This window comes from Streptomyces sp. NPDC029526 (assembly GCF_040637405.1).
In the GTDB taxonomy this organism is placed as follows: domain Bacteria; phylum Actinomycetota; class Actinomycetes; order Streptomycetales; family Streptomycetaceae; genus Streptomyces.
In genome coordinates this window covers 1,090,275-1,112,129 of the sequence record NZ_JBEZWE010000001.1, presented here as the reverse complement: position 1 = coordinate 1,112,129, position 21,855 = coordinate 1,090,275, and the positions used below count along the sequence as shown (strand labels likewise).

Here is a 21,855-nt window from a genome sequence, read left to right as displayed (position 1 = left end):
CGGGAAACCGGACGCGCGCTGTGACCGCCGAGGAAGGCCCGGAGGCGACCCGGACATCCTCCGGGAGAAGCCGGGAGGACGTCCGGGGGACGCGGGCGACCTGGGAGAAACCCGGAGGACTTTCGGGAGATGCGGGCGCCCCGGGAGAAGCCCGGAGGACTTTCGGGAGACCCGGGAGCCCCTGGAGACCCGGGAGACCTCACATACCTCAGAGACCCGAGGGAGGCCCTGACCGGCCGCCCTCCCGTCGGCCCGCGTCAGGCGGCGGCCCGCCTCGTCCGCCGCGTCACGCCGACTCGTTCAACAGCCGCGCCAGGTGCTCCCGCCCGGGGGCGAGCAGTCCGCTCAGCTCCGGCACCTCCGGGTACCACCGCTTCTCGTACTCCCAGCACAGCCAGCCGTCCCAGCCGTGCCGGGACAGGACCTCCACGCAGTCCGCCAGCGGCAGGATGCCGTCACCGAGGGCCAGCGGGGTCGTGTCGTCGGCGGAGGCGATGTCCTTGACCTGCACGTATCCCAGGTGGGGGGAGAGGGCGGCGAAGCTGTCCACGGGCTGCTCACCACCGAGCCAGGTGTGCATCACGTCCCACAGCGCGCCCACGCGGCGGTGCCCCACCAGGCCGAGGACGCGCATCGCGTCGGCGGCCGTGCGGTGCGAGTCGTGCGTCTCCAGCAGGATCCGGACCCCGAGGTCGCCCGCGTACTCGGCGGCCGTGCCGAGCCGGCGGGCGGCCGTCGCGTCGGCGTCCTCGGGGCTCTGCTCCGGGGTGCCGCCGGGGAAGACCCGGACATAGGGGGCACCGAGGTCGCGGGCCAGTTCCAGCAGGGCGCGCAACTCGGCCAGCACCGGGTCGTCGTCACCGGGAGCGGCCACCCGGACGTATCCGGCGGCACTCAGGATCTCGACACCGGCCGCCTTGAACGCGGCGGCGACATCGGCCCGTTCGGCCGGAGCGAGGCCCGGGTGCACCGGTTCCTCCGGGTGGGCGCGCAGTTCGACGCCGTGGTAGCCGTGCGCGGTCGCCAGCTCCAGCACGTCGGTGACGGGCAGGCCGGGAACGCCGAGGGTGGAGAACGCCAGCTTCATGCCCACGGACCCTACCCGCGGACCCCGACGCCGACTCCTCCCTGACACCCCGATGTCGCCACGTGCCGCCGACCCCGTGACCGTCAGCCGTTCGCCGGCGCCTGCGCCGGCCGGTACACGCACACCTGGGCGCCGGTCTTCGCGGCCGTGGTGGAGACGAGCTCGAAGGGCCGCTTCGCACCGTCGGCGGGGAAGATCGACTTGCCGCCGCCGAGCATCACCGGCATGACGATCAGCTGGAGCTCGTCCACCAGGTCCTCGGCCAGCAGGGTCCGCACCAGCGTCGGGCTCCCCATCATCGCCAGGTCGCCGCCCTCGGTCGCCCGCAGCTCACGGATCCGTTCCAGGGCCTCACCGCCCGGGATCAGCCGCGAGTTGTTCCAGGTCAGGTCGGCCTCGCCGAGGGTGCCCGAGACGACGTACTTGCGCAGACCGTTCATCAGGTCGGCGAACGGGTCACCGGCCCGCCCCGGCCACGCCGCCGCCATCGTCTGCCACGTCCGGCGCCCGAACAGCAGGGCGTCCGCCTTCCTCAGCCCCGCGTCGAAGGCCCCGCCGAGCACCTCCGGGTCGAAGTACGGGTGCGACCACCCACCGTGCGCGAACCCCCCGTCGGTGTCCTCCTGAGGCCCACCCGGGGCCTGCGAGACACCATCGAGGCTGATGAACTCGGTCACGACAATCCGCATGACGACCACTCCCACAACGATCGGAACCACTGACGAACCTACAGACCGCCCCCCGCCCGGAAACTCATCGCCACAACACCATCCGCCCCGAACACACCCCTTCAGGCGCGCGGGAAACGGCGCCAAACCCCAGCCCCGCCCCGCACCCGCAGGGCTCCTCAGGGGCGCGGGGAACTGCGCGAACTCCCCTCCACGCCCCGCAGACGCCGAGCAACGGTTTCGGGGCCGCGGGGAACGGCGCAAACCCCAGCCCCGCCCCGCACCCGCAGGGCTCCTCAGAGGCGCGGGGAACTGCGCGAACTCCCCCACGCCCCGCAGACGCCGAGCAACGGTTTCGGGGGCGCGAGGAACGGCGCAAACAAACCCCGCCCCGCACCGCACCCGCAGGGCTCCTCAGGGGCGCGGGGAACTGCGCGAACTCCCCCCACGCCCTGCAGGCAGCGACCGTCCTCCCCAGGGGCGCGGGGAACCGCGCGGAACAAGCACGCGCCCGCAGACGACGACCGGCCCCACAAGGGACGCGGGGAACTGCGCGAACCGACCCGCAACACCCCGGCAGGGCCTCTCACACCCGAGGCCCCGCCACAGATCCCCGCACCACCAACTCCACCCGCACACAAGCCACCCCACCCCCCGGCGCCTCCTCGCGCCCCATGGCGATCCGTCCCGCCCGGCGCCCCGCCTCCGCCAACGGCACCCGCACCGTCGTCAGCCCCGGCACCACGTCCACGCCGAACGGCAGATCGTCGAACCCGGCCACCGACACGTCCGCCGGGATCCGCCGCCCGGAGTCCCGCAGCGCCGCACACGCCCCCAGCGCGACGGAGTCGTTCGCCGCCACCACCGCCGTCAGCGACGGATCCGCCCGCAGCAGCTCCAGCGTCCCCTCGTACCCGGACCGCCGGTCGTACTGCCCGTGCACCGTCCACCGCGGGTCCTCCGCGACCCCGTGCGCGGCCAGCGCGTCCCGGTGGCCGTCCAGCCGGTCCCGGGTGGTGGTGCGCTCCGGCGGGCCGGCGATGTAGCCGAGCCGTCGGTGGCCGAGGCCGAGCAGGTGCCCGGTGAGTTCCCGCGCGCCCTCGCGGTTGTCGAAGGTGAGCGCCACCGCTCCCGTCTCCGGCGCGGGCGGGCGCCCGCACAGCACCACCCGCGTCCCGGCGTCCACCAGTTTCCGCAGCTTCGTGCTCATCGCGGCCGTGTGAGCCGGGTCCTCGCTCGCGCCGCCGGTGAGGACGACCGCCGCCGCGCGCTGCCGTTGGAGCAGGGTGAGGTAGGTCAGCTCCCGCTCGGGGGAGCCGCCGGTGTTGCAGACGACGGCGAGCCGTTCCCCGCCCGCGCGCCCGCCCGGCCCGCCGATCTCGGCCTGGACGGCGCTCGCCATGATCCCGAAGAAGGGGTCCGCGATGTCGTGGACGAGGATGCCGACGAGGTCGGACGTGGCGGCTGCCAGGGCGCTGGCCGGGCCGTTGAGGACGTAGTCGAGTTCGTCGACCGCTCTGAGGACGCGTTCACGGGTGGACACCGCCACCGGGTAGTTGCCGTTCAGCACGCGCGACACCGTCGCCGGGGAGACCTGTGCACGGGCCGCCACGTCCGCCAGGGTCACCGTCATGTTCGTCCTCCGCCTCGCACGCCTCGCCGTACGCCGTCGTACGCCGTCGTGAACCCGCGGCGCGGGGGCCGCGGCACCGACCAGACGATAAGGCCACACACCGCGTTGTTCGCCCCCTCGAACAAGCCGGGCTCGTGGCGCTCTTGTCCCCCTGAGGGTGCGAGGAGGCGAACGGAGTGACGCCGTGACCGACGTCCCCCGCTTCAGCATCCACCAGACGACGGGCAGGCAGTTCTCGCTCCCGCAACTCGGCGACGCCTGCCGGGACATGGGCATCCCCGCCATCGGCCCGTGGCGGGAACCCGTCCGGGCGTAGGCCGTGAAGGCGGCCGGGAGACGTCGGTCCGGCCCACCGCGACACCCGGCTTGCGGTGACGCCCCCGTGCCGGGGCGGCTTCCTCACCGCCACCGACCCCGCCGAACGGACCGCAGCCCTCGCCGACAACCGCCGCGGTCTCGTGGCCGGTGCAAGCGGCTGAGCGCGTGCCCGAGTTCGGTCCTTCAGTCTTCCCGGAACGCCCAGAACGCCCAGAACACGGTGACCTCGGTGGCGGATGCGGCTGTCTTCGTTGAGTTCTTGTCTCACATCGTCGGGATGCAGATGACTGCCTGTCAGGGCCGGACGCATAACAGTGACTGGCCCCTGTCATCTCCTTCTCTCAAGAACCTCGGCATTGCTGCCGCGTGCCCGAAGCCACTGCTCCAGATCTGTCCCGCCGATTTCTTCCTCACCGCCCTGACCGATCAGCTGAACCGGGCCGAACAGGGTGCCCGACATTCCCGTGAACTTCGTCTTCTCATCAACGGTCACCTTGAACGTGTTCTCGCGGACGACCGCCTGGGACAAGTCCGAGCCGCGGAAATCGACATCAATCAACGAGCAGCCCATGAGGCGGGTTCCCCGCAGTGAGGCGAACGACGCGTCGACCCCGTACAGCGAGGCTTTGACCAGGTCTGCGCCGTCGAGTACTGCGCCTCGAAGCACTGCATCGTCCAGATTGGCGCGCACCAACGAAGCCCGGGTCAAGTCGGCCCCGGAGAAATCAGCTCCCTGGGCATCGGCGCGGTAAAAATCCAAGCCGATCAGTTTTGCGCCGACCAGTCGGGCGTCGCTGAACCAGGATTCCTGGAACATCCCCCCGGAAAGGTCGGCTCCGCTGAGGTCGAGGCCGATCACGTCGACTCCGCCTGTCCCACCCTGCTGGTGCCACTCCAGAAGCCGGGCCGCTGCAGCGGAAGCGTGACCCGGAGGTCGATTCACACTCCTGCGTGTCATGGAGTGTGAGTTTCGTCGTCGCCCGGATCCGTCCGTTGGTCGGCGTCCTCGGGCCAAGGTAGGAGAACAGGTCGGCGACGCCAGTACCACGGCAGGTTCGCGGGTTCTATGCGCACCTCGGAGGACAGGGCCAGACCGCCATCGTCAAGGGTGAAACGTCGGTATACCTCATCCAGTTGCTCCACGGCCTTCCTGGCGGTGTGGAATGTGCTCACCGGTGTGAGCGTCGCCATGGATTCCTCCAGCCTTTCTCGGTTCTCCAAGTCCTCGCGATACAGGTCTGCTGGAAACCATCCATGCGGAGGGAATCCCGAGCGAAGCCTCGAACACAGGGTCTCCCAATTCCTCAGGAGGCTGGTGATCCCGGAAGCTGCTCCCCCGGGTCCCGTTTCTTCGAACGAGTCGGTGATCGGGGTCGGGGGATTGTAAACACGTGCTGTGAGGGATTCCGGTACGACATGCAAGAAGTCATCGAGAAGCTCGATTTCGAGCACGAGGACTGGGAGTACTCGACGAAGAACATCGACTGGTACACCCAGGACACCATCTTCTTCTCCATCACCGGATGACCGATCCGGAAGCCGGGCAGGTCGGCGACGACCACAGACGGGTGACGCGGACATCAACGGTCCGCCCCTGGCAGTAAGTCGAAGTCAGCGGAGAGAGATCTGCTGCCATTCGATCGATGTCATGGTGAGTGCCGCATCGGCGAGGGACTGAGCGGAGGCCGTCCGGAGCTTGGCGACGCTGCTGTCGATCCAGGGCTGGAGGTCCGGGCAGCCCTGGTCACGGTACTCGACGGCTTGGAGGAGGCGTTCGAGTTTGTCCGCGTCGTACGCGTAGACCCCTTCCAGGGAATCGCCGTTCTCGTACTCCTCGACGATCCGCTGGGCCCCGGCCCTTACAGCAGGATGTGCGGCGGATACCTGGTCCGCGGTGACCTTCTCGTAGCTCGTGACTTCGACGTAACGGCGGCCGACTACGGGATGTCGCCGACGCGGGTCTCCTGGGTGTCGTGCCAGAGCCCGAGAAGGGCTGCCGCGCAGGGTCCACTCCCTTCGTCATAGCGAGTACGGAGCCGATGAGGGCCACGCGGAACGCGTGCTCGGCGATCGTTTCGGGGTCCGTCACCCCGGCGATTCACCAGCCTGTCCGCTTGGCACGCTTGAGCATCCCCTCCAACTCGCCTGCCGCAGGAGCTTCACAGAACCGTGCAACCCTCCTGCCGCCTCGCGGGTCGTACGTGCTGTCAGAACTTCTGGGTGGGGACCCGGGGGGGATCGAGAGGTTCTGACGGGGGAGGGAAGCGAAGGGGCCCGGTCGACGGACCGGGCCCCTTCGAAGTGCGTCCGCGGTTGCTCCGACGCGGTCGGCTCAGAAGAACACCCCGCACCGCAGCAGTACGTTCGCGTACGGCCGGGCCTCGCCTGTGCGGACGACGAGACGCGCGCCCGCCGTCAGGGCCTTCAGCTGCTCGTGGGGGACCAGGTGCAGCCCGGGGAAGTGGCCGGTGAGCAGGTCGGCGGCGGCCGGGTTGGCGTCGTGGATCTCGGCGGCGGCCGTCGCGCCCTCGACGACCAGCTCCGCCAGCAGTCCGTCCAGGACCTCCGCGAACGACGGCACCCCGGCCCGGAAGGCGAGGTCGACGACGCGCGGCCCGTCGGGGATCGGCATGCCGACGTCGCACACCAGCACCCCGTCGCCGTGCCCGAGTTCGGCGAGAGCGCCGGAGAGGTGCCGGTTCAGGATTCCGTGCTTCTTCACAGGGCCGCGACCTCCGCCGCGGTCGGGAAGGACACCTGTGCGCCCTGCTTCGTCACCGTCACCGCGCCGACCCGGGCCGCGTACGCCGCCGCCTCCGCGAGGGACTCGCCCGTGCCGAGCCGCCAGGCCAGCGCGGCGGTGAACGCGTCGCCCGCGCCGGTGGTGTCCACGGCGTGGACCCGGACCGAGGGGACCCGGGCGGTGCCCTCCGCGGAGGCCACCAGTGCGCCTTCGCCGCCCAGGGTCACCACCACCGACCGCGGGCCCGCGGCAAGCAACCCCCGTGCCCAGTCCTCCGGTTCGTCGCCGAGGCCGCCCGCACCGCCGGTGTCGCCCAGGATGACCTTCGCCTCGTGCTCGTTGACGATGAGCGGGTCGCAGGCGGCCAGTACCTCCGCGGGCAGCGGCTGCGGCGGCGACGGGTTGAGGACGAACCGGCTGCCGGGCGCGAGGCTGCGCACCACCTCCGCCACCGTCTCCAGCGGGATCTCGAGCTGGGTGGAGACGACCCGGGCGCTCCGGAACAGGCTCCGGGCGGCGCGCACGTCCTCCGGCGTGAGCCGGCCGTTGGCGCCCGGTGAGACGACGATGCTGTTGTCGCCGGACGGGTCCACGGTGATCAGGGCGACCCCGGTCGGTGCCCCGCCCACCAGCACGCCTCCCGTGTCGACGCCGGCTGACCGCTGCGAGTCCAGCAGCAGCCGCCCGTGCGCGTCGTCGCCGACCCGGGCCAGCAGGGCCGTACGGGCCCCGAGGCGGGCGGCGGCTACCGCCTGGTTGGCGCCCTTGCCGCCCGGGTGGACGGCGAGGTCGGAGCCGAGCACCGTCTCCCCGGCGGCCGGACGGCGCTCGACGCCGATCACCAGGTCGGCGTTGGCCGACCCCACGACCAGGAGGTCGTAGTCGTCGTTCATGTCGTGCTCCCCACGTGCGTGTGCGGGGCGGACGGCCGTCGTGGCCGCCCGCCCCGGGGCTGCCGGGTCCCGTCCCGTTCGGGCCGGGACCCGGAAGATCCTGTCGGTCGTGCTCGGTCCTGTCCGGTCCTGTCCGGTCCGGCTCGTGCAGGTCAGGTCGGGTCCGGTCGCTCGTTCGTTGTCCGGACCGGCTCGTCCTGTCCGGACCGGCTCTCCTGTCCGGTCCGGCCGGCGGTGGTCAGCCGCCGAAGTCGGCCACGTTCTCCTTCGTGACCACCTTCACCGGGACCTTCACCGTCTCGTCGAGCTTCTTGCCGTCGGCCGCGCGCAGCGCGTTGGTCACCGCGATCCTGCCGAGTTCCTTCGGCTGCTGCGCGACGGACGCGTACAGCGTGCCCGCCTCGACCGCCTTCAGGCCGTCCGGCGTGCCGTCGAAGCCGACGACCTGGACGGACGTGCCGGCCTTCGAGCCGAGCGCCTTGATCGCGCCGAGCGCCATCTCGTCGTTCTCGGCGAACACGCCGTCGATGTCGGGGTGCGCCTGGAGCAGGTTGGTCATCACGTCCAGGCCCTTGGTGCGGTCGAAGTCGGCCGGCTGCTTGGCGACGACCTTGATGCCCGGGTAGTCCTTCAGGCCCTCGGCGAAGCCCGCGCCCCGCTCGCGGCTGGCGGACGTGCCGGCCTGGCCCTGGAGGATCACGATGGTGCCCTCGCCGCCCAGCTTCTCGGCGAGCGCCTTGGCGCCCTGCCGGCCGCCGGCCACGTTGTCGGAGGCGACCAGCGCGTCCGTCTCGGCCTTGTTGACGCCCCGGTCCACGGCGATCACGGGGATGTCGGCCTGGTTGGCGGAGCGCACGGCCGGGCCGGCCGCGTCGGAGTCCACCGGGTTGACGATGATCGCGCCGAGGCTGCCGCTGGTGAAGTTCTGCAGCTGGTTGGCCTGCTGGGAGGCGTCGTTCTGGGCGTCGGTGACGGTCAGGTCCACCCCCTGCTTCTTCGCCTCCTCCTTCGCGCCGGCCTGGATCTGCACGAAGAACGGGTTGTTGAGCGTCGACAGGGACAGCCCGACCTTCTCGTTCTTCGCGGTGGAGGAACCATTGTGCAGGAAGGACATGGCGCCGACGATCGCCGCCGCCACGACCGCGGCGAGGAGGTAGGTCGCCGCCTGCTTCTTCCGGTTGCCGCCGCCGGACGCACCGGTCACCGGGGTGGCGCCCGCCTTGCGGCGCAGCGTGTCCAGCAGCACGGCCAGCGCGATCACGACACCGATGACGACCTGCTGCCAGAACGCCGACACCGACAGCAGGTTGAGGCCGTTGCGCAGCACCGCCAGGATCAGCGCGCCGATCAGCGTGCCGGACGCCTTGCCGGTGCCGCCGGCCAGCGAGGCGCCGCCGATGACGACCGCGGCGATGGCGTCCAGTTCGTAGCCCTGCGCGGCCTGCGGCTGCGCGGAGGCCAGCCGGGAGGCGAGCACGATGCCCGCGGCGGCGGCGAACAGGCCGGACAGCGCGTAGATGGCCAGCTTCTGCTTCTTCACCCGCAGCCCGGACAGGCGGGCCGCCTCCTCGTTGCCGCCGATCGCGTACATGGAGCGGCCGATGTAGGTGCGGCCGAGGATGAACGCGGTGATCAGGCCCATGCCGATCATCACGAGGACCGGCACCGGCAGCCAGCCGCCGAGGGTGTCGCCGAGGTGGGACACGGAGTCGGGGAAGGCGATCGGGGAGCCCTGGGAGATCACCAGGGACAGGCCGCGGGCCACCGACAGCATGGCCAGCGTGGCGATGAACGACGGGAGTTTCCCGTACGACACGAGGATGCCGTTGACCAGGCCGCACGCGATGCCGGTGGCGATGGCCAGCAGCACCGCGAGGACCACCGGGACGCCCGCGGAGGTGGCGCTCCAGGCGAGCACGGTGGCCGACAGGGCGGCGACCGAGCCGACCGACAGGTCGATGCCCGCGGAGACGATGACGAAGGTGACGCCGAACGCGAGGATCGCGACGACCGCCGCCTGGACGCCGATGTTGAGCAGGTTGTCGGCGGTCAGGAAGTCACCGGACAGCGCCGACATGGCGATGACCAGGACGATGAGCGCGGTGAGCGCGCCGTTGTCGAGGAGCAGGCGGCGCAGGCCGCCCGGGGCGCCACCCTGCGCGCCCGGCTTGCTCTTGAGCGTGTCAGTGGCCACCGGTGGCCTCCGTTCCGTTGCTGTGGGGGCTGTCGTGCGGGCCGGCGCTGCCGGCGGTGTCCGAGGCGTCGGGCGAGGTGCCGGGCGAGGCGCCGGGCGAGGTGCTGACGGCCAGGGCCATCACGGCGTCCTGGGTGGCGTCCGCGGCGGCCAGTTCGCCGGCGACCCGGCCCTGCGCCATGACGACGACCCGGTCGCTCATGCCCAGCACCTCGGGCAGGTCGCTGGAGATCATGAGCACCGCGGCACCCGCGGCCGTCAGTTCATTGATGAGCTGGTAGATCTCGACCTTCGCGCCGACGTCGATGCCGCGCGTCGGCTCGTCGAGGATCAGCACCTTGGTGTTCGCCAGCAGCCACTTGCCGATGACGACCTTCTGCTGGTTGCCGCCGGACAGGGTGCGCACGTGCTGCCCGAGGCCCGCCATCCGCACGCCGAGCTGCCGCGCGATGCGGTCGGCCGCCTCGTGCTGCCCCTTGAGGTCGACGAGGCCCGCGCGGGAGGTGGACCGCAGGGTGACCAGACCGAGGTTCTCCTCGACGGACGCGTCGAGCACCAGGCCCTGCCCCTTGCGGTCCTCGGGCACCAGCCCGACCCCGGCCGCCATCGCGGCGTTCACGTCGTGCCCGCGCAGCGGCGCACCGCCGATGTGCACCGTCCCGGCGTCGTACGGATCCGCGCCGAACACCGCCCGGGCCACCTCGGTGCGCCCGGCGCCGACGAGCCCCGCGATGCCGACGACCTCACCGGCCCGCACCTCGAAGCTCACGTCGTGGAACACATCGTCCCGGGTGAGTCCTTCGACCTTGAGCAGGGCGTCACCGGCGTCGGTGCGCTCGCGCGGGTACTGCTGCTCGATGGACCGCCCGACCATCAGCCGGACCAGTTCCTCCTCGCCGGCCGTGGCGGACACCTGTCCGACGCTGCGGCCGTCCCGGATGACGGTGACCCGGTCGCCAAGGGCGGCGATCTCCTCCAGGTGGTGGGTGATGAAGACGATGCCGACGCCGTCCTCGCGCAGCCGCCGCACGATCGCGAACAGCCTGTCGACCTCTTCGGAGGTCAGTACGGCGGTCGGCTCGTCCATGATGAGCACCCGCGCGTCCAGGCTGAGCGCCTTGGCGATCTCGACCATCTGGAGCCGGGCGATGCCGAGTTCACGCACCCGCGCCCGGGGCGACACGTCGACGCCGACCCGCTTCAGCAGCACCTCGGCGTCGGCGTCCATCGTCTTCCGGTCGATCATCCCGAAGCGGCGCGGCTGGCGGCCGAGGAAGATGTTCTCGGCGACCGTCAGGTCGGGCACCAGGTTGAACTCCTGGTAGATGGTGGCGATCCCGAGCCGCTCGGAGTCCTGCGCACCCTGGATGCGCACCTCCTCGCCGTCGACCACGATCCGCCCGGCGTCGGGCGTGTAGGCACCGGAGAGCATCTTGATCAGCGTGCTCTTGCCGGCTCCGTTCTCGCCGAGGAGCACGTGCACCTCGCCCCGGCGCAGGTCGAAGTCGACGCTGTCGAGCGCGACCACGCCGGGGAAGGTCTTGCGGATGCCCTCGATGCGCAGCAACTCGTCCGGACTGCGGCTGCTCACGGCGTACTCCTTCGTACGGGGGAGGGGGACTGGGGGGAGGACTCGGCCGGCGACGGCGACGGCGACAGCGACCGTGACGGCGCCGGAGACGGTGCCGCGGACGGCGCCGGAGACGGGGTCGCGGACGGCGCCGGGGACGGGGACGCGGACGGCGCCGGGGACGGGGGCGGTGATTGCGGGTCCGTCGCGGGTGCCGGCTCGCCGCACGAGCGGCGCACGACCAGCCGGGCGGGAAGGGTGACCGACTCACCGGGCCGCCCCTCGATCCGGTCGACCAGCGCCCGCACGGCCGCGCGGCCCAGCTCGCGGGTCGGCTGGGCGATGGCGGTGACCGGCGGATCGGTGTGCACGAACCAGGGGATGTCGTCGAACGCGGCCAGCGCGATGTCGTCGGGCACGCGCAGTCCGCGCTCCCGGATCGCGTCCAGCGCGCCGAGCGCCATCAGGTTGTCGGCGGCGAACAGCACGTCGGGCGGTTCGGCCAGCGCGAGGAAGCCCTCGGTGACCCGGCGTCCGCTCTCGGCCTGGAAGTCGCCCTGGCCGATGTGGGCGTCGGGGAGGTCCAGCCCGTAGGCGCCGAGCGCCTCCCGGAAGGCGTCCACGCGCTCCCGGCCGGTGGTGGTGGCCGCGGGCCCGGCGATGATCGCGAGCCGCCGGTGCCCGAGCCCGTACAGGTGGGCGACGAGGTCGCGGACGGCGTCGCGCCCGTCCGACCGGACGACGGGCACGTCGACGCCGGGGATCCAGCGGTCGACGAAGACCATGGGCGTCCCGGCGCGGGCGGCACCGAGCATCCCGGGCGACCCGCCGTCGGTGGGGGAGACGAGCAGCCCGTCGATGCGCCGGTCGAGGAGCGTGGTGACGTGGTGGTCCTGGAGGTCCGGCCGCTCGTCGGCGTTGCCGATGATCACGCTGTAACCGAGCGCGCGGGCCTCCTCCTCGACGGAGCGGGCCAGCTCGGTGAAGTACGGGTTCATCACGTCGCTGATGACCAGGCCGAGGGTGCGGGTCTGGTCGGTGCGCAGCGACCGGGCGACGGCGTTCGGCCGGTAGCCGAGCCGCTCGACGGCGGCCGTCACCCGCGTCCGGGCCTCCGCGCTGACCGAGGGGTGCCCGTTCAGCACCCGCGACACCGTGGCCACGGACACGCCGGCCTCGGCGGCGACGTCCTTGATGCTCGCCATCGTCGTTCCACCTCCTCGTGGAATCGATTACACGAGGGATTGGAATCGATTACACGGAGAAGGGCAAGGGGGTGGCCGGTGGCCGAAACTGAATCGTGACCGACGGGGCGGCCCCGGGACGGCCTCCGCCTCTCGCCTCTGCGCGCAGGCTGCGGGCGACGTCCTACCCGACCGCCCGCGGGGCCGCGCCCGCCGCGACGAGCACGCCGGCCGTCTCCGGGTGGGGCCCAGCGTCCGCCCACTCCAGCGGGGTCCGTCCCGTGCCGTCGTCCTCGCGCAGGTTCGGGTCGGCACCGTGCGTCAGCAGCTCCCGGACCGCCTCGGTGTGCCCCCAGCACGCGGCGGCGCACAGCGGCGTGCCCTCCGACCCGGCACCGCGGCTCTCGGTGTCGGGGCGTGCCCCCGCCGCCAGCAGCAGGCGGACCGTCGCGGCGTCCCCGTTCACGGCGGCCACGTAGAGCGGGGTGGTGCCGTCGGTGTCCCTGCCCTCCGGGTCGGCACCGGCCCGCAGAGCGGCCCGGGCTCCCGGGCTCCCGGCCGGGCCCCCCAGTACGCCCGGCGGGCTCCGGGTCGGCCACGTGGTGGTTGATCCCGGCGTCGAAGAGGATCAGCGGATCCCGGCGCTCACGCGGCAGCCAGCTCACACCACACGTACTTGCCTCGGCTGCCGTCCCTGGCCAGCGGCTGCCACCCCCACACGTCGGCACAGGCCCGCACCAGCGCCAGCCCTCGCCCGTCCTCCGCTTCGGCCTCCTCGTCGAACGGTCGCGGCGGTTGCGGAGGTTCGGGGTCCGCGTCCCAGGCCCCGATGCGCAACGTGCCCGGCGGCGACCAGTGCACGCGCAGTGCGGCCGGGCCCTTGGTGTGGCGCACGGCGTTGGACACCAGCTCCGTGGCCAGCAGTTCGGCGACATCCACCAGACCGATCAGCCCGTGCATGGTCAGGATCAGGCGCAGGGTGCGCCGGCTGACGGTGACGGCGCGGACGTCGTTGGGGAGGTGGAGGGAGTACTCCCAGGGTGCGTTTTCGGGCATGCGGAACTCCGTCGTGTGCTGGGGAGGAGGGGGAGAGGGTCCCGGTGTCATTGCCGCAGCCGTCATGGCAGGACGGGGCGGTGCGCTTCCGGTGGCCGGTGTCGCACGGTGTGCGTTGTGTCACTGAACGTAGATCTAAATGTAGGGACGCGGCAAGTCGTTCGCGTAACCTGACTCCGAACGGGTTGCACCAACAGGTGTGTCAGGAAGGTCAGTCGATGGTGAAGAGGCGGGAACCCACGGCACGCCAGATGCGACTGGCGACTGAACTGCGCAGACTCCGTGAGGCTGCTGGTCTCAACTCCCGCCAAGCGGCCGCGCTGCTCGGCGTGGCCCCCGCCCAGATCACCCACATCGAGTCCGCTCTCGCGGGTGTGAGCGAGCAGCGTGTTCGTCGTCTCGCTTCTCACTATGCCTGCACCGATGAGAAGTTCATCGACGCCCTCGTGGCAATGGCCACCGACAGGACGGACGGCTGGTGGGAGGAGTACCGAGGCTTGCTGCCCACGCCCTTCCTGGATCTGTCCGAGCTGGAGCACCATGCTCGGTTCCTCCGCCACGTAGCCATTCTTTACGTGCCGGGCTTGCTGCAGACCGAGGACTACTCGCGTGCCGTCTTCTCCTCCCGTCTGCCGGAACTGACGGCCGAGGAAGTGGAGTTGCGTATTCAACACCGCAGGCAGCGCCAGAGGCTCGCGACTTCCTATGAAGCGGTCATCCACGAGGCGGCACTCCGTATCAGGGTCGGCGACCGTGCCACCTCAAGGGCTCAACTCGTGCGTCTTCTGGAGCTGTCCGAAGCGGACTGCATCACCGTGCGCGTCATCCCCTTCGACCTGGACGGTTTCGCAAGAGCTTCCAGCACGATGACGTACGTGGGCGGCCCTCTGCCCAGACTGGACACCGTGGTCCGTGACGCCCTGCACGGCTCGGTCTTCCTGGACTCCGAGGCTCAACTCAACACTTACCGAACGAGTTTCCGTAAGGTGGAGGCTGCGTCACTCGATCCCCTCCAGTCGCGTGATTTCATCCACAGCCTGGCGAAGGAGCTCTAGGACCCATGGAGAACTGGCGGAAGTCGTCCTACTCGGGGCCGGGCGACGGCAACGAATGCGTAGAGATCGCGAACGCCCCCACCCGCATAGCCGTCCGCGATTCCAAGGCCCCCGCCCGGGCCACCCTCACCTTCTCCGCCGCTGCGTTCGCGGTGTTCGTCGAGGAGCTGAAGAGGCCGACGAGCGGATCATGACCTGCACCGCTCCCGCCCCTGACAACTGACGTGAGCCGTCCTCCCGCCCGGTGACTCTTGCCCCTCCACCCGTGCACGGAAAGAATCGCGGCATGCCCAGTGACCGTCTCATGCGCATCCACAGTGCCGAGTTCCAGGCCATGGCCGAGAGGGTCCTGCGGGTCACCGAGCTGACCTCCCGCCTGAACGTCCTGCCCTTCGATGACGAAGCGGGCAGGGCGGAACTGTTCGAGCGGATCCTCGGCAAGCCGCTGCCGCCGCGAGTCACGATCTACCCGCCCTTCTACACGGACCACGGCCTGAACATCGACCTCGCCGAGCGCGTCTTCGTCAACCAGAACTGCACGTTCCTGGACTACGCCGGTATCCGGATCGGCAAGCGCGTGATGATCGGGCCGAAGGTCACGTTCATCACCAGCGGCCACCCGGTGGATCCCGGGGAGCGGCGGCTGTACCTCACCGGCGCACCCATCGACGTGGCGGAGAACGTGTGGATCGGTGCCGGGGCCACGATTCTGCCCGGCGTCAGCATCGGCCGGGACGCCGTGATCGCCGCCGGCGCGGTCGTGGCCGACGACGTACCGCCGGCAAGCCTGGTGACCGGTGGCAAGGCGACCGTGCACCGGACGTGGTGACGTCCGCAGCCTGACGAAGGAGCCGTAGCACCCCATGGACAAGTGGCGGAAGTCGTCCTACTCGGGTCCCGATGACGGCAACAACTGCGTAGAGATCGGGCACGCCCCCACCCGCACAGCCGTCCGCGACTCCAAGGCCCCCACCCGGGCCACCCTCTTCTTCCCCGCCTCCGTCTTCGCGGTCTTCCTCGACGCGCTCAAGGAGCCGGCGCGGAGGCCGTGAGGCGCCCGGGGTGATGCGGAGCCGCCCTGCCGCGAGGGCCGGCCGGGCCCGGCGCCCGCATCGGGCTGCGTACACGCGCGTGTGCCGGGCGGCGTAGGGCTGCCCGGCACACGTGTGGTCGTTTCCAGGAGTGCTGAGGCTGTCGGTGGAGTGGACGTCCGGCGGCCTCAGCACCCTGGGTCAGCGGCGGTTGCGGTTGTCGCGGTTGTCGCGGCGGTCGTCACGGTCACGATGGTCGTCGCGGCGGTCGTCACGGTCGAAGCGGCCGCGCCCCCACGACTCGGTGTCGACGACGCGCCCGCGGTCGTTGCGCAGGGTGGCCGTGTCGGAGCGGTTGTCCCAGATGTGGTTGCGGCGGTCCTGGAACACCCGGGTGCGGGTGTCACGGCCGATGCCGGTGTGGACGTGGATCGAGCTACGGCCGGCGAGGCGGACGTTGTTGAAGCGGTAGCGCTGGCCCGCCTCGTTGCGCAGCGTCCATCCCCTCAGGTTGACCGCGTGGCGGGTGGTGTTGGTGATCCGGACCCACTCACCGTTCACGGAGCGGTTGTTACGGGTGTCGGGACCCGGGGCGTTGTACTGCACGTCGGTGATCTGCACGGCCGGCCGGTGCTCGGCCGCCGAGGCCGGCGCCGTCAGGACCGCCGTCAGGGCGCCGACGCTCAGCGCGGCGGCGGTGAGGCGGCGAGCGTTGACAGACGTGGACGTGGACGTGGACGTGGACTTGGACACAGGGTCCCCCTGCTCGGTGCGGGCGCAGCCTCCCGGTCCGGCGTGCCGGCGGCGGGGGCTGTGCCTGGTGCGAAGGGCGGCCGGTCGGCTGCCCACGCACACCGTGCCCACCCTTGGCCGGTCGGTGAAGGAGGCGTGAAGGGTCGTTACGATCTGGCCACATCGGCGTGAATGTCGCCTGTAATATCCATTTACCGAGTCAATGCATCAGGTTGACGGCGAATGGGACGCCGAGGCCTTGTGGGCACTGACCGCGAACCCGATGGCGCCACGGCACGCCACCCCGGCCCTCGCAGCGACGTCACCCGAAAGTGGGTAACAGCGCCCCGCCTCCGATCATTCGACGCGTGCCCGCACCTCTGCGGCACGGTGGACGCCCAGCGCCTTGCGTGAACTCGGGGACCGGGCGCCCCTGTCACACCCCACCGGTACCGTCGGATCATGTCCAACCAGCCCGCAGCGGCGTCCGGGGGGCCGCGCCTCGCCGTGCTCGAAGGCGTCCTGGAGCGCATCACCTACGCCAACGAGGAGAACGGCTACACGGTCGCCCGCGTCGACACCGGCCGGGGGGCAGGTGATCTGCTCACCGTCGTCGGGGCGCTGCTCGGCGCCCAGGTGGGGGAGTCCCTGCGGATGGAGGGCCGTTGGGGGTCGCACCCCCAGTACGGCAAGCAGTTCCACGTGGAGAACTACACGACCCTCCTCCCCGCCACCGTGCAGGGCATCCGCCGCTACCTCGGGTCGGGGCTCGTCAGGGGCATCGGGCCGGTGTTCGCCGACCGGATCACGCAGCACTTCGGGCTGGACACCCTGAAGATCATCGAGGAGGAGCCCGAGCGGCTCATCGAAGTGCCGGGGCTCGGACCCAAGCGGACCAGGAAGATCGCCGACGCCTGGGAGGAGCAGAAGGCGATCAAGGAGGTCATGCTCTTCCTCCAGACGGTCGAGGTGTCGACGTCGATCGCCGTGCGCATCTACAAGAAGTACGGCGACGCCTCGATCTCGGTGGTGAAGAACCAGCCCTACCGGCTGGCCGCCGACGTCTGGGGCATCGGCTTCCTCACCGCCGACAAGATCGCCCAGTCCGTCGGCATCCCGCACGACAGCCCGGAGCGGGTGAAGGCCGGCCTGCAGTACGCCCTGTCACAGTCGGCCGACCAGGGCCACTGCTACCTGCCGGAGGAGAAGCTCATCGCCGACGCGGTGAAGCTGCTCCAGGTGGACACCGGCCTGGTCATCGAGTGCCTCGCCGAACTGGCCGCGGAGCCGGAGGACGGTGAGGACCCCGGCGTCGTGCGCGAAAAGGTGCCCGGGCCGGACGGCGGTGAGCCGGTGACCGCGATCTACCTCGTCCCCTTCCACCGCGCCGAACTCTCCCTCTCCGCCCAGTTGCTGCGCCTGCTGCGCACCGACGAGGACCGCCTGCCGGGCTTCGGGGACGTCGACTGGGACAAGGCGCTCGGCTGGCTGCGCGGCCGGACCGGCGCCGACCTCGCCCCGGAGCAGGAGGCCGCCGTGAAGCTGGCGCTGACCCGGAAGGTGGCCGTCCTCACCGGTGGCCCCGGCTGCGGCAAGTCGTTCACAGTCCGCTCGATCGTGGAGCTGGCCCGCGCCAAGAAGGCGAAGGTCGTCCTGGCGGCGCCCACCGGCCGGGCCGCGAAACGCCTCGCCGAGCTGACCGGTGCCGAGGCGTCCACCGTGCACCGTCTGCTGGAGCTGAAGCCGGGCGGCGACGCCGCCTACGACCGGGACCGGCCCCTGGACGCCGACCTGGTGGTGGTCGACGAGGCGTCCATGCTGGACCTGCTGCTGGCGAACAAGCTGGTCAAGGCCGTCCCGCCGGGGGCGCACCTCCTCCTCGTCGGGGACGTGGACCAGCTGCCCAGCGTCGGCGCGGGGGAGGTGCTGAGGGACCTGCTCGCGGACGGGAGTCCCGTGCCGGCCGTGCGGCTGACCCGGATCTTCCGACAGGCCCAGCAGTCCGGCGTGGTCACCAACGCGCACCGCATCAACGCCGGGCAGCATCCGCTCACCGACGGCCTGAAGGACTTCTTCCTGTTCGTCGAGGACGACACCGAGGAGGCCGGCCGCCTCACCGTGGACGTGGCGGCCCGCCGCATCCCGGCGCGGTTCGGCCTGGACCCGCGCCGGGACGTCCAGGTCCTGGCCCCCATGCACCGGGGCCCGGCCGGTGCGGGCACCCTGAACGGCCTGCTCCAGCAGGTGGTCACCCCCGGCCGGCCCGACGTCCCGGAGAAGCGGTTCGGCGGCCGGGTCTTCCGCGTCGGCGACAAGGTGACCCAGATCCGCAACAACTACGACAAGGGCGCCAACGGCGTCTTCAACGGCACCGTCGGCGTGGTCACCTCGCTCGACCCGGTCGAGCAGCGGCTGACGGTCCTGACCGACGAGGACGAGGAGGTGCCGTACGACTTCGACGAACTGGACGAGCTGGCCCACGCCTACGCGGTGACCATCCACCGTTCCCAGGGCAGCGAGTACCCGGCGGTCGTGATCCCGGTGACCACCGGGGCGTGGATGATGCTCCAGCGCAACCTGCTCTACACCGCCGTCACCCGGGCCAAGCGGCTGGTCGTCCTCGTCGGCTCCCGGAAGGCGATCGGGCAGGCGGTGCGCACCGTCTCGGCCGGCCGCCGCTGCACGGCACTCGACTTCCGCCTCTCGGGCCCCCGCGGCCCGGCCGCCCTCTGAGACCGGGGCCGAGGGGACCGAGGAGACCGACGAGGCGGAGGGGGATCGCCGAGGCGGAGGGGGCCGAGGGGGTCGAGAAGAAAGGGGCCGGAGTGACCCGCCGGCGGTCCATCGGCGGCCTGCCGACGGCCCGCCGTTGAGGTGGCCGCCCGGGTCCTCGTGGACGGCGGCAAAAGCCGCGGAAACGGGCTCTGCGAGAAAAATGATCGATCAAATGAGTCGTGAAGGTCACAGAGCACTTCCGGATGGGGTACTCAGGGGGCAGGATGGGCAAGTTGGCGGCACTGAGTGCCGTCAATAGGCCCGATGGTCGACCCCGAGTGCACTCTCCTGGGCCAAGTGGGGGATGGTAGAGACAGTCAGGGCACCTCGAAGATGAGGCACAACGTCGGTGAGGGAAGACGTGAGCGACAACTCTGTAGTACTGCGGTACGACGGCAGCGAGTACACCTACCCGGTGATCGACAGCACGGTCGGTGACAAGGGCTTCGACATCGGGAAGCTCCGCGCCCAGTCGGGTCTGGTGACACTGGACAGCGGCTACGGCAACACCGCCGCCTACAAATCCGGGATCACCTACCTGGACGGCGAGGCCGGCATCCTCCGGTACCGCGGCTACCCCATCGAGCAGCTGGCGGAGCGCTCCACCTTCCTGGAGGTCGCCTACCTGCTGATCAATGGTGAGCTGCCGACCGCCGACCAGCTCGGAACGTTCCAGCACAACATCACGCAGCACACCCTGCTGCACGAGGACGTCAAGAACTTCTACAAGGGCTTCCCGCGCGACGCCCACCCGATGGCCATGCTGTCGTCGGTGGTCTCCGCGCTGTCCACGTTCTACCAAGACAGCCACAACCCCTTCGACGAGGAACAGCGCAACCTCTCCACCATCCGGTTGCTCGCCAAGCTGCCGACGATCGCCGCGTACGCGTACAAGAAGTCGGTCGGTCACCCGTTCGTCTTCCCGCGCAACGACCTCAACTACGTCGAGAACTTCCTGCGCATGACCTTCTCGGTCCCCGCCCAGGAGTACGAGCTCGACCCGGTCGTGGTGGCCGCTTTGGACAAGCTGCTCATCCTGCACGCGGACCACGAGCAGAACTGCTCGACCTCCACCGTGCGCCTGGTGGGCTCCTCGCAGGCGAACATGTTCGCCTCGATCTCCGCCGGCATCTCCGCCCTCTGGGGTCCGCTGCACGGCGGTGCCAACCAGTCGGTGCTGGAGATGCTGGAGGGCATCCGCGACTCCGGCGGTGACGTCGACTCCTTCATCCGCAAGGTGAAGAACAAGGAGGACGGCGTCCGGCTGATGGGCTTCGGCCACCGGGTCTACAAGAACTTCGACCCGCGCGCCAAGATCATCAAGGCCGCCGCGCACGACGTGCTGTCCGCTCTCGGCAAGTCCGACGAGCTGCTGGACATCGCGCTCAAGCTGGAGGAGCACGCGCTCTCCGACGACTACTTCGTCTCGCGCAGCCTCTACCCGAACGTCGACTTCTACACCGGTCTGATCTACCGGGCCATGGGCTTCCCGACCGAGATGTTCACGGTGCTGTTCGCCCTCGGCCGCCTGCCGGGCTGGATCGCCCAGTGGCACGAGATGATCAAGGAGCCGGGTTCCCGCATCGGCCGTCCGCGCCAGATCTACACCGGCGTGGTCGAGCGGGACTTCGTGCCGGTCGAGGAGCGCTGACCGGCCGCAGCGAGCCTCACCGCACAGCCGTACAGCCGGACCGCCCTACGAGCCGCGCCCCCGCACCGCTCGTACCGCACCGTCCGCGCCGGGCCCCGTCCACGTCGTTCGTGGACGGGGCCCGGTCGTTTCCGCACGGCTCCTGATGGTCCGGACGGCATCGATCGTTTCCGCGTGGTGGTGGCGGCGGCCGTGGCGGTGGCGGTCGCGTGACCGGACACGCCGACGGTCGCGTGCCTGGCGGCCCAGCGGCCCCGGCGTCTGCACTCTCGCGGTGAGGTCGTCTGTCCTCTCGCGGTGAGGCGGCGAGGAGGCCTGGGGTCGCCGGGGCGAGGAGGGCGCACGGGGCTTCGGGAAGGGGCGGGGACAAGTTCGAAAAGGGGTGGGGACACGTCCGAAGGAGCGGAGGCGAGTCCGCCGCATCAGGAACAAGGCCGCATGGCCGCGGACATGGGAGAAGGCGCCCTGGCGCCAGTCCCCCCACGGGCCGACGAACCAGGGCGCCTTCCCATGTCCCGGTACGGATTCCCCCCACGGGATCCGGCCGGGCGCCTGTGAGGACAGCGCCTGAATCGCTGTGCGAGTGCGGCGAGCGGACCCGCCGCACTCGTGCGGTGTGCGGTCTGCCGGGACAACGCACGGTCGGGAGGGCCGCTCAAAGCTCCCCGTGTACGTGCCCCGGCAACGCTCTCCAAGCTCTCCACTACGTGTGAGCAGGGAGGTATCCCTACTACTGGAGACGTCCCCCAAGACATCCCCAGATGTCAGGACGCGCCCCCCAAGACGCTCCCTGACATCGCCAACTTAGACCTTCGAACCCCTTCGATGGTTACGTTCACATCACTGTGATCTGCGTCTCTTGCTTATGTCCGTTAGGTACGCAAGAGACCGTTTGGTGCTGGCGCGACTCGCGCGTAAGGATGATGCGCGAGCCTTGTGTAGAGCTTATGTGAAAGGTCGTACCGGACTCCAGGGGTACTGCCGAGTATCCCCGCTTGAGATCTCAATGGAATCCGTTTCAGGCGGAATCGATCAGCTCGAAACCCGCCTCGTCGACCGCCGCGCGCACCGCTTCCTCGTCGAGCGGGGCGGCGGAGGTGACCGTGACCTCACCGCTGGAGGCGGTCGCCCGCACCGATCCGACGCCCTCGATCTTGGAGATCTCGCCGGAGACGGCGCCCTCGCAGTGACCGCAGCTCATGCCGCTCACCTTGTAGGTGGTGGTGACGGAACCCTGGGTGTCGGCCTGCGTGCTCATGTCGTTG

General features: G+C 70.6%; 20 protein-coding genes and 1 pseudogene. 7 read left to right on the top strand and 14 right to left on the bottom strand.

The annotated features are described in order from the left end of the window. Positions 1–286: 286 nt before the first annotated feature. The 3 genes from AB0F01_RS05010 to AB0F01_RS05000 all read right to left on the bottom strand — a co-directional run bounded on the left by AB0F01_RS05010 (position 287) and on the right by AB0F01_RS05000 (position 3,388). On the bottom strand, positions 287–1,087 hold the full coding sequence (locus AB0F01_RS05010; RefSeq protein WP_362089979.1) for a sugar phosphate isomerase/epimerase family protein: 801 nt from the start codon (positions 1,085–1,087) through the stop codon (positions 287–289). Positions 1,088–1,170: 83 nt separating this feature from the next. Continuing rightward, the gene (locus AB0F01_RS05005; RefSeq protein ID WP_362089978.1) at positions 1,171–1,776 is read right to left on the bottom strand and encodes a dihydrofolate reductase family protein; all 606 of its coding nucleotides are present in this window, start codon (positions 1,774–1,776) and stop codon (positions 1,171–1,173) included. Between the two features lie 565 nt (positions 1,777–2,341). Next, on the bottom strand, positions 2,342–3,388 hold the full coding sequence (locus AB0F01_RS05000; protein ID WP_362089977.1) for a LacI family DNA-binding transcriptional regulator: 1,047 nt from the start codon (positions 3,386–3,388) through the stop codon (positions 2,342–2,344). Between the two features lie 184 nt (positions 3,389–3,572). On the opposite strand from AB0F01_RS05000, the gene AB0F01_RS04995 reads away from it, so the two are divergent. Then, positions 3,573–3,704 (top strand): hypothetical protein, encoded by a 132-nt coding sequence (locus tag AB0F01_RS04995; RefSeq protein WP_362089976.1) that lies wholly within the window; start codon positions 3,573–3,575, stop codon positions 3,702–3,704. Between the two features lie 330 nt (positions 3,705–4,034). Here AB0F01_RS04995 and AB0F01_RS04990 read toward each other — a convergent pair whose 3' ends face one another. From AB0F01_RS04990 to AB0F01_RS04950, 9 genes and pseudogenes are all read right to left on the bottom strand, one after another. Next, a complete protein-coding gene (locus AB0F01_RS04990; RefSeq protein WP_362089974.1) occupies positions 4,035–4,565 on the bottom strand; it encodes a pentapeptide repeat-containing protein in 531 nt (176 codons plus the stop codon). A 752-nt stretch (positions 4,566–5,317) separates the two neighbouring features. After that, positions 5,318–5,837, bottom strand: a pseudogene (locus AB0F01_RS04985) (HD domain-containing protein). Positions 5,838–6,038: 201 nt separating this feature from the next. Beyond that, positions 6,039–6,428, bottom strand: coding sequence for a D-ribose pyranase (gene rbsD, locus AB0F01_RS04980; RefSeq protein ID WP_362089972.1), 390 nt, complete (start codon positions 6,426–6,428; stop codon positions 6,039–6,041). Next, entirely contained in the window at positions 6,425–7,342 is a 918-nt protein-coding gene (locus AB0F01_RS04975; RefSeq protein WP_362089971.1) for a ribokinase, read from the bottom strand. Before AB0F01_RS04975 ends, rbsD begins: the two co-directional genes overlap by 4 nt. A 238-nt stretch (positions 7,343–7,580) precedes the next feature. Beyond that, complete coding sequence (locus tag AB0F01_RS04970; protein ID WP_362089969.1) at positions 7,581–9,536, bottom strand: substrate-binding domain-containing protein; 1,956 nt, start codon at positions 9,534–9,536, stop codon at positions 7,581–7,583. Beyond that, a complete protein-coding gene (locus tag AB0F01_RS04965; RefSeq protein WP_362089967.1) occupies positions 9,526–11,127 on the bottom strand; it encodes a sugar ABC transporter ATP-binding protein in 1,602 nt (533 codons plus the stop codon). The genes AB0F01_RS04970 and AB0F01_RS04965 overlap by 11 nt, the downstream gene beginning before the upstream one ends. Further along, positions 11,124–12,311: a LacI family DNA-binding transcriptional regulator gene (locus AB0F01_RS04960; RefSeq protein ID WP_362089965.1), complete on the bottom strand. Its 1,188-nt coding sequence runs from the start codon at positions 12,309–12,311 to the stop codon at positions 11,124–11,126. The genes AB0F01_RS04965 and AB0F01_RS04960 overlap by 4 nt, the downstream gene beginning before the upstream one ends. A gap of 163 nt (positions 12,312–12,474) precedes the next feature. Beyond that, positions 12,475–12,861 carry an ankyrin repeat domain-containing protein gene (locus tag AB0F01_RS04955; RefSeq protein ID WP_362090241.1) on the bottom strand — a complete coding sequence of 129 codons (387 nt, stop codon included), beginning with the start codon at positions 12,859–12,861 and terminating at the stop codon, positions 12,475–12,477. A gap of 74 nt (positions 12,862–12,935) precedes the next feature. Continuing rightward, positions 12,936–13,346 (bottom strand): ATP-binding protein, encoded by a 411-nt coding sequence (locus tag AB0F01_RS04950; protein ID WP_362089963.1) that lies wholly within the window; start codon positions 13,344–13,346, stop codon positions 12,936–12,938. 218 nt (positions 13,347–13,564) lie between these two features. On the opposite strand from AB0F01_RS04950, the gene AB0F01_RS04945 reads away from it, so the two are divergent. From AB0F01_RS04945 to AB0F01_RS04930, 4 genes are all read left to right on the top strand, one after another. Beyond that, positions 13,565–14,401 carry a helix-turn-helix transcriptional regulator gene (locus AB0F01_RS04945; RefSeq protein ID WP_362089961.1) on the top strand — a complete coding sequence of 279 codons (837 nt, stop codon included), beginning with the start codon at positions 13,565–13,567 and terminating at the stop codon, positions 14,399–14,401. A 5-nt stretch (positions 14,402–14,406) separates the two neighbouring features. Beyond that, positions 14,407–14,595 carry a DUF397 domain-containing protein gene (locus AB0F01_RS04940; RefSeq protein WP_362089960.1) on the top strand — a complete coding sequence of 63 codons (189 nt, stop codon included), beginning with the start codon at positions 14,407–14,409 and terminating at the stop codon, positions 14,593–14,595. Positions 14,596–14,687: 92 nt separating this feature from the next. After that, entirely contained in the window at positions 14,688–15,230 is a 543-nt protein-coding gene (locus AB0F01_RS04935; RefSeq protein WP_362089958.1) for a DapH/DapD/GlmU-related protein, read from the top strand. A gap of 34 nt (positions 15,231–15,264) precedes the next feature. Then, the gene (locus AB0F01_RS04930) at positions 15,265–15,453 is read left to right on the top strand and encodes a DUF397 domain-containing protein (protein WP_362089957.1); all 189 of its coding nucleotides are present in this window, start codon (positions 15,265–15,267) and stop codon (positions 15,451–15,453) included. 180 nt (positions 15,454–15,633) lie between these two features. Here AB0F01_RS04930 and AB0F01_RS04925 read toward each other — a convergent pair whose 3' ends face one another. Then, the gene (locus AB0F01_RS04925; protein WP_362089955.1) at positions 15,634–16,185 is read right to left on the bottom strand and encodes a lamin tail domain-containing protein; all 552 of its coding nucleotides are present in this window, start codon (positions 16,183–16,185) and stop codon (positions 15,634–15,636) included. 441 nt (positions 16,186–16,626) lie between these two features. Here AB0F01_RS04925 and AB0F01_RS04920 point away from each other — a divergent pair, with 441 nt between their 5' ends. Then, positions 16,627–18,897, top strand: a complete 2,271-nt coding sequence (locus AB0F01_RS04920) for an ATP-dependent RecD-like DNA helicase (RefSeq protein ID WP_362089953.1) — start codon at positions 16,627–16,629, stop codon at positions 18,895–18,897. A 403-nt stretch (positions 18,898–19,300) separates the two neighbouring features. After that, on the top strand, positions 19,301–20,590 hold the full coding sequence (locus AB0F01_RS04915; protein WP_362089951.1) for a citrate synthase: 1,290 nt from the start codon (positions 19,301–19,303) through the stop codon (positions 20,588–20,590). Between the two features lie 1,018 nt (positions 20,591–21,608). On the opposite strand, the gene AB0F01_RS04910 is transcribed toward AB0F01_RS04915, so the two are convergent. Continuing rightward, complete coding sequence (locus AB0F01_RS04910; protein WP_362089949.1) at positions 21,609–21,848, bottom strand: heavy-metal-associated domain-containing protein; 240 nt, start codon at positions 21,846–21,848, stop codon at positions 21,609–21,611. Positions 21,849–21,855 lie beyond the last annotated feature (7 nt).